This is a genomic window from Mesorhizobium sp. M0830 (assembly GCF_040319965.1).
Lineage (GTDB): Bacteria > Pseudomonadota > Alphaproteobacteria > Rhizobiales > Rhizobiaceae > Mesorhizobium.
The window spans coordinates 1-13,441 of the sequence record NZ_JAMYOR010000043.1 but is presented as its reverse complement, the minus strand read 5'-3'; the positions used below and the strand labels follow the sequence as shown (position 1 = coordinate 13,441).

Here is a 13,441-nt window from a genome sequence, read left to right as displayed (position 1 = left end):
CGCAAGGGGGGAGATTGGCAGCGTTGATGTCCCGCCAACCTTCCAATCTTGGAGATTGGCGAAAGCCGAGGCGACATCCGATCTCCCCCCTTGCGGGGGAGATGCCGGGCAGGGCAGAGGGGGGTGCTGTCCCTCCGAGTTTAGAAGTGTCTGCGCACCACCCATCACCCTTCCACCCTCGCCATATGATCCCGCCCAAACTGCTCCCATTTCGCCGGAGCCGGCTCAAACCCCTGCGGCCGCACAAGCGAGGGAACCTGGCGCGTATCAAGCTCGAAATGCTCGTGCCGTCGGTCGATGGTCGGAACGGCGGCAATGAGTTTTTTGGTATAGGAATGCTTCGGTTGCGACAGCACCGAGGTCGCGTCACCGATCTCGACGATCTGGCCGGCATAGATGACGGCGATCCTGTGCGCGATCCGCTCGACGACCGCCATGTCGTGCGAGATGAACAGATAGGCTAGCCCGAACTCGCGCTGCAAATCGACCAGCAGCTCCAGCACTTTCGCCTGTACCGAGACATCTAGGGCGGACACGGCTTCGTCGAGGACGACGACGGAAGGGTTGAGCATCAGTGCGCGGGCGATGCACAGCCTTTGCCGCTGGCCGCCGGAGAATTCATGGGGGTAGCGCTCCAGGCTGTTTTTCGGCAGGCCGACGCGTTCCAGCAGGCTCGCCATCCTGGCCCGCGTTCCGGCATCGACCCGACCGCCGGTGGCGATCACCGGTTCGGCCAGGATGCTCTCGATGCTGAGCCTCGGATTGAGCGACGCGTAGGGGTTCTGGAACACCATCTGCACGGGCAGGGCGCTTTGCTGAGCAGACGCTTTTCTAGCGCCGACCGAGAAGCTGCCGCGCGTCGACCGCACCAACCCCAGGACGGCACGCGCGGTGGTCGATTTGCCTGAACCGCTCTCGCCGACGATGGCCAATGTTTCGCCCGGCATCAGGTCGAAATCGACGCCGTCGACGGCATGCACGGCGCCGGTGGCGCGGCTGAAGAAACGGCTCTTGAGAGGAAACCGCACCACGAGGCCGTCGACCTTCAAGGCCGGCTCGTGGCTCGCGACCTTGTCGCGCCGTCCGTCCGAACGCGTTGTGCTCCCATTGGTGAAATGCGGCACGTCCTGCAGCAGATGCTGCGTATAGGGATGCTGCGCATTGTCGAGGATCTGGTTCAACTCGCCTTGCTCGACGGCCTGGCCGTTCTGCATCACCATCACCTTGTCGGCGATGCCGGCGACCAGGCCAATGTCGTGCGTGATGAAGATCATCGACATGCCGGTTTCCCGCTTCAGTTCGGCAAGCAGCGCCATGATCTGCGCCTGCACCGTCACGTCGAGTGCCGTCGTCGGCTCGTCGGCGATCAGCAGGCGCGGATTGCAGGCCAGGGCAATGGCGATCATCACCCGCTGCAACATGCCGCCCGACAGCTGGTTGGGCGTGTATTTCAGCCGCCGCGCGGCATCGGGAATGCGCACGCGGTCGAGCGCATCCTTGGCCGCTGCCGTGGCTTGCCTGCCGGTCAGGCCGCGGTGCAGGCGAAAGGATTCCTCGATCTGCCAGCCGATAGTCAGCACCGGGTTGAGCGAGGTCATCGGCTCCTGGAAGATCATGCCGATCTCGGCGCCGCGAATGCCGGTCAGTTGCGGTTCGGTCGCGGTCATCAGGTCGAAAAGGCTGCCGTCGGCGCGTTTCAGCGTCATGGCGCCGCCGGTGATGCGGCCGCCGCCGAAATCGATGAGGCGGTTGATCGAGAGCGCGGTGACGGACTTGCCCGAGCCGCTTTCGCCGACTATGGCCAGCGTCTCGCCATCAGCCAGATCGAAGCTTATGCCGCGCACCACCTCGTTGGCTTGCGGATCGCGGCCGAAGCCAACGCGCAGGTCGCGAACGGACAGCAGCGGCATCATGCCGGCGCTCTCCGCATCTTCGGGTCGAGGATATCGCGCAGGGCATCGCCAAGCAGGTTGAAGCCGAGGATGCTGATCATGATCGTCAGGCCCGGAAAGATCATCAGCCAGGGGGCGGTCTCCATCAGATTGCGGCTGTCGCTCAGCATCAGGCCGAGCGAGGCCGCCGGCGGCTGTGTGCCGAGGCCAAGAAAGCTCAGACCGGCTTCGGTCAAAAGCGACCATGCCAGCGCCAGCGTCACCTGCACGGTCAAGGGCGCCACCAGATTGAGCAGCAGATGGCGCGTCACGATGTAGCCGGAACTGCTGCCGAAGGTGCGTGCGGCATCGACGAATTCACGCGCCTTGAGCGACAGTGCAGGGCCACGCACCACGCGGGTGAATATCGGAGTGTAGACGATGCCGATGGCAACGACGCTGGTCCAAGTGCCGGGTCCAGCGACGGTGACGATGAGCAGCGCCAAAAGGATGGCCGGGAAGGCCAGCAGCACATCCATGATCCGCATGACAGCACCGTCCCAGCGGCGGCCGAGCCAGGCGGCGGCCAGCCCGAGCACGGTGCCAGCCAGAGCGGCGAAGGCCACCGAAAAGAAGGCGACCGTGAAGGACTGGCCGATGCCTGCCATCAGCCGGCTGGCCACGTCGCGGCCAAACAGGTCGGTACCCATCCAGTAGACGCCGTTGGGGGCATGCAGTCGGTCGACGCGGTACTGCGTGATGGGATTGTGCGGCGTCAGCCCCAGCATGGCGAGGATGGCGACCGTGATATAGGCGCCGACGATGACGCCGCCGATGCGGCCGCTGCCGTGGCCGAAGATGGCGCGCAGGATGCGCATCAGGAGTCTCCAAGCCGGATGCGCGGATCGAGCGCGACATAGGCGAGATCGACCAGAAGATTGACGATCATGAAGTTCAAGGCGATGAACAGCACGCTGCCCTGCACCAGCGCGTAGTCGCGCTGCTGGATCGCGTCCAGCACCATGCGACCGAGGCCGGGCAGCGCGTAGATCTGCTCGACGATCACCGCGCCGCCCAGGAGGTAGCCGAACTCGATGCCGCTCAGCGTCACGACCGGGATGAGCGCGTTGGGCAGAGCGTGCCGCCAGATGACGCTGCGCGCCGAGGCGCCCTTGCTGCGCGCGGTCCGCACATAGTCGTCGCTCAACACATCGAGCATGGCAGAGCGCGATATGCGGGTGACCGACGCCGCGAAGGCGAAGCCGAGCGTGATGGCGGGCAGGATCAATTGGCTGAGATTGCGCAAGGGATCCTGCCAGAGCGGCGCGAATTCGCCCATCGCCGGTAGCACGCCGAAGCCGGCCGAGAGCGTGTAGATGATCAGCAGGCCTAGCACGAAGCTCGGCGTCGACTGGCCGATCATGGCGACGATGCGCACTCCCAAATCGGACAGCTTCTCGTTGTGCGTGGCGGCATAGATCCCGGCCGGCATGCCGGCAGCGAGCGCGATGACCATCGATAGAACGGCCAGTTCAAGCGTCAGTGGAAAGCGCTCGAGGATGACGTCGAGCACCGGCCTGCCATAGGTGACCGAGATGCCGAGATTTCCATGCAGGATGCCGCCTATCCAGCGCCAGTACTGGACGAACCAGGGCTGGTCGGTGCCGAAATAGGCGGCGAGCGAGTCGCGCTGTGCCGGCGTCAGCAGCCCGGCTTCGGTGCCCAGCATCGCCGTGATCGAATCGCCCGGCACCATCCGGATCGCCACGAAGATCAGGACGGATACGCCAAGCAGGACGAGAGGAAACGTCGGCAGTCGTCGCATCAGATAATTCACGCGAAGAAGTCCTCTCGTCCAATGCCTGCGGCGACTACGGCTGAATGGTAACCTTGCTCAGGCTGAACAGCGTGCCGGTGGGCGTCGGCACGAACCCGGCGATGTTCTTCTGCTGGGCCGTATAGCTATAGGACGTGTAGAGCCAGATCCATGGCGACATTTCGGTGAGATGCTTTTCGAACGCGGCGAAGATCGCCTTGCGTTTAGCCGGATCGGTTTCGGCGCGGCCCTGCTGCATCTGGCTGTCGAGCGTGTCGTCGATGTAGTTCGCCACCTTCTGCAGATTGCCCGCCTTGGTCCAGTAGCGGTTGTACATCGTGTAGGGATCGGCGCGGCCGCCGTTCAAGGCGATCGCCATGTCGAAGTCGCCCTTCAGCCAGGCATCGACATAGACGTTGAGCTCCATCATCTTGATGTCGAGTTTGACGCCGATTTCGGCGAGCTGCGACTGGATGACCTGGGCCTCCGCCGCTGCCGTCGGCGGTTCGCCGGTGGCGCCGATAACGGTCGCCGAAAAGCCGTCGGCATAGCCGGCCTCTTGCATCAGCTTCTTTGCCTTTTCGACGTCGCGCTTGTAGCAGAACAACTGGCTCGGGTCGGTCGCGAGCGCCGGAATGGTCAGTGGCCCGGTGACCTTGCCTTCGCCCAGCGAAGCGGTGTCCAGCACTTCCTGGCGATCGATGGCGCAGGAGATGGCCTGGCGCACCTTGAGCTCGGTCATCGGCTTGCGCGACGGATTGAGCTGCAGCACGTGATAGGCGAGCACCGGCACGCGGTTCAACTGCAGGCTGGATTCCTTCGGCACCAGCGTGGCGACGAGCGGGTCGTTGAGCAGCGCGAAATCGATCTGCTTGGTGCGCATGGCGGCCAGGATCGCCGCTTCATCGGGAAGCACGCTGATTTCGATGCCGTCGACACCGGTTGCGCCCCCGGCCCAATCCTTGTTGGCGCTCAAGACCTCCTTTGCGTTGGGATCCCATTTGTCGAGCTTGAAGGGTCCCGAGCCTAAAGCCTTGGTGCCGATCGAGCCGGCCTTGATTTCGCCGGCCGGGACGATGGCAGCGTTGACGTCGCTCATCGCGGTCAGGATGGGCGCATCGGGCTGCGAAAGATGGAACACGACAGTCGCTGCATCCGGCGTATCGATGCTTGCGATCGACAGAAAGTTGGCACGAGCCGCAGCCCCCGTCTTCTCGTCGAGGATGCGTTCGAACGATGCCTTGACGTCGGCCGAGGTCACGGCGGCGCCGTCCTGGAATTTCGCCTTGGGGTCGAGCTTGAAGGTCAGCTCCTTGCCGTCCTTGGTGAACTCCCAGGAGGTGGCGATGGCAGGGATGATCTGCAGGCTGGCGTCGACCCGCACCAGCGGCTCATAGATCAGTTCCAGCAGCCGCAGCGACGAAAAGGCCGTCTGCTTGTGCGGATCAAGTCCCGTGGCGTCCTGTGACCAGGCCATGTGCAGCGTTGCCGCGTGGCTCGAAACCGTCGCAATGCCGAGCATCGCGGCCAGCGTGATACCTGAAAGCAGTGTTCTTGTGAGATGCCTTGCCATTTTCGTCTCCCTTTGTGATTTGACTCGATGCCTTGCAGTTCTGCCGACTGCTTCCAAGACACACATGCTTTGGACCATCGGCCCAGTCTATGCGGCTCATGCCGTCATGTCGCTGATTGCCTTTCGCAGGAACCCGCCGGCCTTGCCGAGAGCCGCGCGCGCCTCCTCGACACCCGTGCCGGTGATCGTCACCAGGATCGCCAGTTTCACATCGTTGCCGGTTTGGCCGAGCGCCTGTTTTGCCTGTTGCGCCCTACAGCCGGTCGTCTGCATGACGATCCTGATCGCCCTCGCGACAAGCTTCTTGTTCGACGGGTTAAGGTCGACCATCAGGTTCTGGTAACTCTTGCCGATGCGGATCATCGAGGCAGTGGTCAGCATGTTGAGCACCAGCTTCTGCGCGGTTCCCGACTTCAGCCGGGTCGAGCCGGTGAGCACTTCCGGGCCGACAACCGGCGAGATGGCAATGTCGGCGATGTCGGCGATGGTCGAGGCCGGATTGCAGGACAGGGCGACCGTCGTTGCGCCCACCTGCCGGGCATAGTTCAATCCGCCGATGACATAGGGCGTGCGGCCGCTGACCGCGATGCCGACCACCACGTCGTCTGCTGTGAGCGTGATCTCCCGCAATGCCTTGGCGCCCATTTTCGGATCGTCCTCGGCGCCTTCCGTCGACCGCACCAGGGCGTCGGGACCGCCGGCGATCAGGCCGACCACCATGCCTTCGGGCACGCCGAAGGTGGGCGGACACTCCGATGCATCGAGAACGCCAAGCCGGCCGCTGGTGCCGGCGCCCATATAGACGAGCCGCGCGCCTCTCTGGAAGGCAAGCACGATACGGTCCACCGCAGCAGCGATTTCAGGCAGGACCTTTTCGACAGCCGCCGCAACAGCCTTGTCCTCGTCATTGATCTTGCGCAGGACGTCTATGGTCGGCAGCAGGTCGATGTCCATCGTCCTCGGGTTCCGGCCTTCGGAGACCAGCCGGTCCAGCTCAGACATCAACCCTTGCTCCGTCATCCCAGTGCTTTCAAGAGCCACGCGGCACAGCCGGATGAGCATGGCTCGCCGATCGGGAGCGGCATATACGGGCCAAGAGCCCGTCCTTGCTACCCTGTTTTCTCTGTTAACTTTTTAGAATTGGATATTCGTATCGTCAACAGAAATCTGGAATATTTTATTCCTTCGTGGCAAGACGCTGATGTCGGTGAAGGGACCTCCTGGCAAGAATGATCGCGCCGGACACGGCATCGCCGTCAGCAGGTTTCAGCCGGCGCCGGACATCGGGGGAGAGCCACGGTTCGAGCGCGCTGGCGAGGCCGCCGAGCAAGGCCACACGCGGCGCGCCTTTTTCGAACAGCACCCGCACCAGCGTATCGATCTGCTCGGCCGCACTTTGCACGATGCGCCGTCCGACTGGATCGCCCTGATCGGCGTGGCGCATCACCATCGGCGCCAGGGCGGCATAGTCCGTGGGAGTGGCGCGGTCCATCCAGGCGACCGCTTCCATCGGATCGTCCTCGAAACGCTGCATCACTTCTGCCAGAAGTGCTGTCCGCTCATGCCGGCCGTCATGGGCGCGCAACGCCAGCTGCACGGCTTTCAGGCCGAGATCGGCACCGCTGCCCTCGTCGGAGATCGGAAAGCCGTAGCCGCCGACACGCAGGTCGCGTCCGTCGACAAAGCCGAGGCCGATCGAACCGGTGCCGGCGATAACGATGGCGCCGTCCTGGCCCGAATGCGCGCCCAGGCAGGCGCCGACGCCGTCGCTGACGAAATCGATGCTTGCGAAGGGATGTGCGATCGCCCTGAGTGCTTCCAGCGCGCCCTTGCGGCCGATGCCGGCAAGGGCGATGCCGGCGTGCGTCCGGGCGATCTCCGCAGCCCCGAAGCCCGCCTCTTCGACCGCAGTGCCAAACGCTTTCGCGACCGACGCCCAGGCGGCGTCGATGCCGAGCCGCGTCGTCGCCGGGCCCGACAGTCCTTGTCCCAGCACGGTTCCACCCGAGTCCTCGATGCGGGCGCGACAGCCGGTGCCGCCTCCGTCGACGCCGAGAAAATAGCGCCCCGGGCTCATGCGCTCAGCCGCTCGATATCGGCGCCGCACAGGCGCAGCTTGTGGTCCAGTTGCTCATAGCCGCGGTCGAGGTGGTAAACCCGGTTGATGATGGTTTCTCCCTCGGCGACCAGCGCCGCCAGCACCAGCGACACTGAAGCGCGTAGATCGGTGGCCATCACCTGCGCGCCGTGCAGCTTCGCGCCGCCGCGCACCAGCGCCGTGGTGCCCTGCAGTTTGATGTTGGCGCCGAGCCGCATCAATTCGGGAACATGCATGAAGCGATTCTCGAAGATGGTTTCACGTAGCAGCGATGCGCCGTCAGTGCAGCACATCAGCGCCATGAACTGCGCCTGAAGGTCGGTCGGAAACCCGGGATAGGGTTCCGTGGTGAGATCGACAGCCTTGAGCGGCCTATCGCGCGAGACGATAAGCCCGCGGTCGCCGGGCCAGACGCTGACGCCGGTGGCCTCCAGCAATTGCACCACCGAGGCCATGTGCTCGAGCCGGGCGTGGGTCAGCTCTAGCTGGCCGCCGGTGATCGCTGCGGCAATCGCATAGGTGCCGGCCTCGATCCGGTCCGGGATGATGTCGTGCCTAGCTGCATGCCAGCTCGTGTCGCCGGCAATCAGGATGCGGTGCGTTCCGGCACCCTCGATGCGCGCGCCCATGGCGTTGAGGCAAGCGGCGAGATCAGCCACTTCGGGTTCGCGGGCCGCGTTGAGGATCTCGGTTTCGCCCTTGGCCGAGGTCGCCGCCATCATGGCGGTTTCCGTCGCGCCGACCGACGGTGAGCTCAGGACGATGCGCGTGCCGGTCAGCCCGTTCGGCGCTGATGCGACGATCGAACCGTTCTCGATGGCAATCCTGGCGCCCAGTGCTGCGAGTGCTGAGACATGCATGTCGACCGGCCGCGCACCGATCGCGCAGCCGCCCGGCAGCGAAACTCGGGCATGACCGAAACGCGCCAGCAGCGGCGCCAGCACCAGCACCGTCGCCCGCATCTTTCTCACCGTATCGTAGGAGGTCTCCTTGGAAACGGCGGCACTTGTGTCGATCGTCGCGGCATGCGCCGACCGCGTCACTTGGGCGCCATGAAGCCGCACCACGCCGAGCATGTTTTCGACGTCGGTCACATCAGGCAGATTGGTCAGTTCGACCGGGTAGGGGCTGAGCAGCGCGGCCGCTATCTGCGGCAAAGCCGCGTTCTTGGCGCCGGATATGGTGACCGCGCCTTCCAGTCTTTGTCCGCCGACGATCCGCAATCTGTCCATGGTCTGAAACCTTTGTGCGAAAGCCGGCCACACACGGGCGGCTCGCTCTGGAGATGTTGCTCCGAATTCCGGATCTTGGCCCGATCGGTCGAGAATTAATTCTACGTTCTTGGCTGTCAATCGGAATTGGAATATTTTATTCCTTTTGCCGTCACCTGAAAGCGCGAGGGAATCCGTGTCAGTTCTGAACAGGATCAATGCGAAGCTCGACGGCATGGCGCCTGGCGATCGTGAGATCGGCCAGTACATCGTCGACAATCCCGACCAGATGCTGCGCCTGTCGACGGCGGCTCTTGCCGCCGAGATCGGACGCAGCCAGTCGAGCGTCGTCAAGTTCAGCCAGAAGCTCGGCTATGCCAGCTATCAGGAGCTCAAGCTCGCCGTCAGCGAGGCCAAGGCGCAGGAATGGCAGGTGCCGGCGGGCATGATCCACGGGTCGATCGAGGTCGGCGACAACTACCAGGTCATTTTGAAGAAGTTGATCGGCAGCAAGCTCCTGTCGATGCAGCGCACGGTCGCCGCCAACACCGAGCGCATCATCTCCAGGACGCTGGAATTGCTGGATGGCGCGCGCCGCATCCATCTGGTCGGCGTCGGCGCTTCCTCGCTGGTGGCGCGCGATTTCTCCTACAAGCTGATGAAGCTTGGCCGCAATGTCCTGCATGACAGCGACAGCCACATCCAGATGGCCAATGTCTCGACGCTCGGGCCAGGCGACGTGCTGTTCGCACTCTCCTATTCCGGCGCCAGCATCGAAACCTTGCGCATCGCCGAGCTTGCGTACAAGCGCGGCACGACCGTGATCGCGGTCACCGGCCTGCACGACAATCCGCTCAGCCGCGTCGCAGACATCTGCCTCTACACCATCGCCGACGAGGAGCGGGCGCGCTCGTCCTCGATCACCGCGCGCGACGCGCAATTGGCGCTGACCGACTTGCTGTTCATCCTGCTGGTGCAGAAGCAGCCGGACGCCAACGAGTATGTCCACAACAGCGAAGCGGCGGTTTCGGTGCTGAAGGCGGAACGGCCTTCGTAGCGCCACAGGCGATACTTGGACCGCGCAACGCCGGGCCCACGGCCCTTCTGGCTCAACAACTGCAGCAATTCCATCTCTTGCCTGTCACCCGCGAAGGCGCGACCCTGCCCAATCAGGCGAAACGCTTCCGCCGAAATCCGCAAGGAGAGAAAAATCATGACATCCGATGTGGCCGTCATCGCAGGCGCCGGCGCTGGTTTGAGCGCCTCGCTTGCGCGTCTTCTCACCCGCGAAGGCTTTCGCGTGGTTCTGGCCGCCCGCAACGTGGAGAAGCTGAGTGCTCTGGTCGACGAGACCGGTGCGCTTGCCGTCGAGACGGATGTCGCCGACGCCGCATCGGTGGCCAAGCTGTTCGACGCCGCCGACAAGGCCGGCCCGCTGGCGCTCGTGGTGTTCAATGCCAGCGCGCGCACGCGCGGCCCGATCGCCGAACTCGATACCGAAGCGGTCAAACAGGCATTGCTGGTCGGCGCCTATGGCGGCTTCCTGGTCGGCCAGCAGGCGGCGCGTCGGCTCCTTGTCCGGGGTTCCGGATCGATCCTGTTCACCGGCGCCACCGCCAGTGTGAAGGGATTTTCCGGCTCGGCCGGCTTTGCCATGCCGAAGTTCGGCCTGCGCGGCCTGGCGCAGTCCATGGCCCGCGAACTCGCCCCGAGGAACATCCACGTCGTGCATTTCATCATCGACGGGGCGATCGAGCCGCCCGGTCAGCCCGGTGACCCGGACCGGCCGGACCGCCGCCTGTCGCCGGACGCCGTCGCCGAGGCCTATCTCGCGGCCCATCGCCAGCATCGTAGCGCCTGGAGTTCGGAGCTTGAACTTCGGCCCTGGGTCGAGACGTTTTGACAATCCAACGGGTCGCCCAAGGGGCGACCGCATCGTGCAAGCCTTGAGTCTGGCCTCAGACGCTCTCGAGGTATGTCTCGATCTCGAAATCGCTGACATTCAGCGCGAACGTGTTCAGCTCCTGGCGTTTGCAGGCAACGAAGGAGTCGCGCAGGATCGCCGGAAAGATCTCCGCCACATGCGTTCCGCTTTCAAAGGCGGCGATGGCGGAAGCCCAGTCCGGTGGCAGCTTTGCCGGCGGAAGTCCCTGGCCATCGCTACCCGTTGGATCGCCAGGCGACAACTGTCTCTCAATGCCAATCAGTGCGGCGCCCAGTATGGCGGCAAGCACCAGGTAGGGATTGGCGTCCGCTCCCGAAACGCGATGCTCGATGCGGCGCGCACCGCTCGGTCCGCCGGGAATGCGGATCGCCACCATGCGGTTCTCGTAACCCCAGGCGACGGCGGTCGGCGCGTAGGACCGTGGGCGTAGCCTGCGGTACGAATTGAAGTGCGGTGCGAACACCAGCGTGCTCTCGGCCATTGCCGCAAGCAGGCCGCCGACCGCGTGGCGCATGATCTCCGAACCCTGATCGGTGCCGTCGTCGAAGACATTGCGGCCTTCGGTGTCGACCAGGCTGAAATGGACGTGAAAGCCGTTGCCGGCTCGGTCGCCATAGGGCTTGGCCATGAAACAAGCGGCAAAGCCGTGCTTGCGGGCAATGCCCTTCACCGTGCGCTTGAACAGCACCGCATCGTCAGCCGCCCGCAATGCATCCGCGACATGATTCAGATTGATCTCGAACTGACCGACACCGTTCTCGGCGATGGCCGTGTCGACGGGAATGCCTTGCGTCCGGCATGCCTCATAGACGTCATGGATGAAGGATTCGAAGTCGTCGATCTCGTCGATGGACAGCGCCGCATCGGAATCGAGACGGCGCCCGGTCACCGGTGACACAGGTCCGACCGGCCGCTGCGATTGCGGATCGACGAGGTAGAATTCGAGTTCCGTTGCCGCGACCGGGGTCAGGCCTAAAGCCTTGTAGCGATCGAGGATGCGGGCCAGCGCCCGTCGCGGGTCGCCGAGATAGGGCGCGCCGCTTTCGTCTGCGAGCCAGAGCGGGATGAGCGCCGTCGGGTGCGCCGTCCAGGCGACCGGCAGAATGCCGCGCCCTGTCCACTGGCAAAGCCCATCGGCATCGCCGGTCGAGAAGACCAGCGTGTTGCCTTCGATATCCTCGCCCCAGACATCGAGCCCGATCAGCGAATAAGGCATGCGCAGCTTGCCTTCCAGCGCCTTCCTTGCCTGCTCGACGGGAATGCGCTTGCCGCGCATGATGCCGTTGAGATCGCACACCGCCGCCCTCAGGCTCTGGATGTCGGTTCTGCTTTCGAGCCAGTTTAAAACGTCAGCAATTGCATCGCTCAATTTATAACCTCTGGTTTTTGAAGGTCCCGCAAGCCTGATCGGCTGCATTGTCCCCGGTAAAGATAGCTTGTGAGTTTTCGAAAAACGGACCTGGCTGTCGCCAAGGGCTTTTCCTTATTTTTTCAATTCACTAGCTGGGATGTCGGGAGGCATTTCAAAAACCAATTGCGCGATCTGCGATCGCAACATAGAGGCAAGAAGCCGGAAAGCCAAGGGGCATTCAGGCTGTGATGTCGGCCCCCAGCTCTTGGGCCGATGCCTGCTTCTTCGGCGAGAAAGTCTTGACGGTGACGAACCGCATGCCTTGGCGATTGGCGGAAACATCGGTCACGTCGTCATCCACGGGCGGAGCAAGGAGCGTAGCGACGCGGCGCAGACCCCTGGAGCTGCTTCGCAGCCCAAGGGATCCATGCCGCGATGTCCGAGCGTTGCTGCGTTGCAGAATTCTGCTCCGTTGCATTCTTCGACCAAGGTCGCGGCATGGATCCCGGGGTCTCCGCGACGGAGCTTCGCTCCTGCTTCGCCCAGGGATGACGACGTTGGGGAGGCTTCAGCCAATCACGAAGGTTTTGCGACAGTCCGCTGAAAGGAACGATAGGCGTCGGGTGATCCATTCTAACCTCTAGCGTCCGGAAATCTGGCCTGCTGAAGGATGTGCGCGGCGCCTTCGTCAATATCACGCACGATGGCCGCGCGCGCGCGCTCGCCATCCTGGGCCTTGATCGCCGCGACGACTTCCTCGTGATAGTCGATGTCGAGAATGGAGGCGAGGTCATCCTCGAAGCCCATGGCAAGGTTCCTGAGAAACGGGCCGACCTGCATCCACACCGTCTCGATCAGGAAGATCATCTGCTCGTTGCCGCAATGGCGATAGATCGAGAATTTGAAGTCGTGGTTCTTGCGCAGGTAATCGTCGATATCGCCTTTGCGGGCCGCCAGGGTCAGGTCAGTGCAGTGGCGTCGGATCGTCCGCAGATTGTTGCCGTTGATGCGTTTTGTCGCCATCTCGGTCGCCGAGCCTTCGAGGATCGTGCGCACGGCGGTCAACTGCGAAAACCGCTCGGCCGAAATGACCGGCACTTCCACGCTGCCGTTCGGCAGTGGGCTGAGCGCGCGCAGTGCCTGAAGCCGCATGAAGGCGCTGCGCACCGGCATGTCGCTGGTGCCGAGCTCCTTGGCGAGCTTGCGCGAGGTCAGCTTCTGGCCCGGCGCTAACTGGCCGGACATCAGCGCCCGCACGAGTTCCAGATAGACTTTCTCATGCAGGGGAACGGTGTCGACGGCGGTCAACCCGAATTGTGTCTTGTCGGCCATTGGCGGGGGCGCTGCTTCATTCGTTCTGAAATCTACCCTGGCGACAACAGCCGCGCATAATCCTGCCTGGCCGATCGCGGCGAGAACGCCAAGTCAGCGATTTATCGCCGCATGATAGACGCTTCGGTCGTCGCGCGGCAAGCCAGCTCGTCACCCTGCCCAGGGCGAAATCATGAATCGTTAACGTTCTGGTAACCAAGCGGGATTCTGTTGGCCGGGAAGGAGACCGGCGATGGACGCAAGC

General features: G+C 63.6%; 11 protein-coding genes. 2 read left to right on the top strand and 9 right to left on the bottom strand.

Annotated elements, in window-relative coordinates; genetic code table 11:
* Window positions 1–164 precede the first annotated feature (164 nt).
* The 7 genes from NKI20_RS22800 to murA form a co-directional block, all read right to left on the bottom strand.
* Window positions 165–1,913: an ABC transporter ATP-binding protein gene (locus tag NKI20_RS22800; RefSeq protein WP_023758963.1), complete on the bottom strand. Its 1,749-nt coding sequence runs from the start codon at window positions 1,911–1,913 to the stop codon at window positions 165–167.
* Window positions 1,910–2,749 carry an ABC transporter permease gene (locus NKI20_RS22795; protein ID WP_352834511.1) on the bottom strand — a complete coding sequence of 280 codons (840 nt, stop codon included), beginning with the start codon at window positions 2,747–2,749 and terminating at the stop codon, window positions 1,910–1,912. Before NKI20_RS22795 ends, NKI20_RS22800 begins: the two co-directional genes overlap by 4 nt.
* Window positions 2,749–3,708, bottom strand: a complete 960-nt coding sequence (locus tag NKI20_RS22790) for an ABC transporter permease (RefSeq protein WP_352834508.1) — start codon at window positions 3,706–3,708, stop codon at window positions 2,749–2,751. The genes NKI20_RS22795 and NKI20_RS22790 overlap by 1 nt, the downstream gene beginning before the upstream one ends.
* A 34-nt stretch (window positions 3,709–3,742) precedes the next feature.
* Window positions 3,743–5,260 (bottom strand): ABC transporter substrate-binding protein, encoded by a 1,518-nt coding sequence (locus NKI20_RS22785; RefSeq protein WP_352834505.1) that lies wholly within the window; start codon window positions 5,258–5,260, stop codon window positions 3,743–3,745.
* 96 nt (window positions 5,261–5,356) lie between these two features.
* Window positions 5,357–6,280, bottom strand: a complete 924-nt coding sequence (gene murQ, locus NKI20_RS22780; RefSeq protein WP_352834502.1) for an N-acetylmuramic acid 6-phosphate etherase — start codon at window positions 6,278–6,280, stop codon at window positions 5,357–5,359.
* 157 nt (window positions 6,281–6,437) lie between these two features.
* Window positions 6,438–7,337, bottom strand: coding sequence for a glucosamine kinase nucleotide-binding domain-containing protein (locus tag NKI20_RS22775; RefSeq protein WP_352834499.1), 900 nt, complete (start codon window positions 7,335–7,337; stop codon window positions 6,438–6,440).
* Complete coding sequence (gene murA, locus NKI20_RS22770; protein ID WP_352834496.1) at window positions 7,334–8,590, bottom strand: UDP-N-acetylglucosamine 1-carboxyvinyltransferase; 1,257 nt, start codon at window positions 8,588–8,590, stop codon at window positions 7,334–7,336. The genes NKI20_RS22775 and murA overlap by 4 nt, the downstream gene beginning before the upstream one ends.
* 175 nt (window positions 8,591–8,765) lie before the next feature.
* Here murA and NKI20_RS22765 point away from each other — a divergent pair, with 175 nt between their 5' ends.
* Together NKI20_RS22765 and NKI20_RS22760 are read left to right on the top strand one after the other, a co-directional pair.
* Entirely contained in the window at window positions 8,766–9,626 is an 861-nt protein-coding gene (locus NKI20_RS22765) for a MurR/RpiR family transcriptional regulator (protein WP_352834493.1), read from the top strand.
* Window positions 9,627–9,782: 156 nt separating this feature from the next.
* Entirely contained in the window at window positions 9,783–10,472 is a 690-nt protein-coding gene (locus tag NKI20_RS22760) for an SDR family NAD(P)-dependent oxidoreductase (RefSeq protein ID WP_352834490.1), read from the top strand.
* Window positions 10,473–10,527: 55 nt separating this feature from the next.
* Here the strand turns inward: NKI20_RS22760 and NKI20_RS22755 are convergent, their stop codons facing one another.
* Window positions 10,528–11,883: a glutamine synthetase family protein gene (locus tag NKI20_RS22755; RefSeq protein WP_352834487.1), complete on the bottom strand. Its 1,356-nt coding sequence runs from the start codon at window positions 11,881–11,883 to the stop codon at window positions 10,528–10,530.
* A gap of 615 nt (window positions 11,884–12,498) precedes the next feature.
* Complete coding sequence (locus tag NKI20_RS22750) at window positions 12,499–13,197, bottom strand: GntR family transcriptional regulator (protein ID WP_352834483.1); 699 nt, start codon at window positions 13,195–13,197, stop codon at window positions 12,499–12,501.
* Between the last annotated feature and the right edge of the window lie 244 nt (window positions 13,198–13,441).

What these genes read in the sequence shown, in the direction of transcription:
- NKI20_RS22760 (WP_352834490.1), top strand. Translation starts at nt 9,783, where the DNA reads ATGACATCCGATGTGGCCGTCATCGCAGGCGCCGGCGCTGGTTTGAGC.
- NKI20_RS22795 (WP_352834511.1), bottom strand. Translation starts at nt 2,749, where the DNA reads ATGCGCATCCTGCGCGCCATCTTCGGCCACGGCAGCGGCCGCATCGGC.
- murQ (WP_352834502.1), bottom strand. Translation starts at nt 6,280, where the DNA reads ATGACGGAGCAAGGGTTGATGTCTGAGCTGGACCGGCTGGTCTCCGAA.
- murA (WP_352834496.1), bottom strand. Translation starts at nt 8,590, where the DNA reads ATGGACAGATTGCGGATCGTCGGCGGACAAAGACTGGAAGGCGCGGTC.
- NKI20_RS22785 (WP_352834505.1), bottom strand. Translation starts at nt 5,260, where the DNA reads ATGGCAAGGCATCTCACAAGAACACTGCTTTCAGGTATCACGCTGGCC.
- NKI20_RS22800 (WP_023758963.1), bottom strand. Translation starts at nt 1,913, where the DNA reads ATGATGCCGCTGCTGTCCGTTCGCGACCTGCGCGTTGGCTTCGGCCGC.
- NKI20_RS22750 (WP_352834483.1), bottom strand. Translation starts at nt 13,197, where the DNA reads ATGGCCGACAAGACACAATTCGGGTTGACCGCCGTCGACACCGTTCCC.
- NKI20_RS22775 (WP_352834499.1), bottom strand. Translation starts at nt 7,337, where the DNA reads ATGAGCCCGGGGCGCTATTTTCTCGGCGTCGACGGAGGCGGCACCGGC.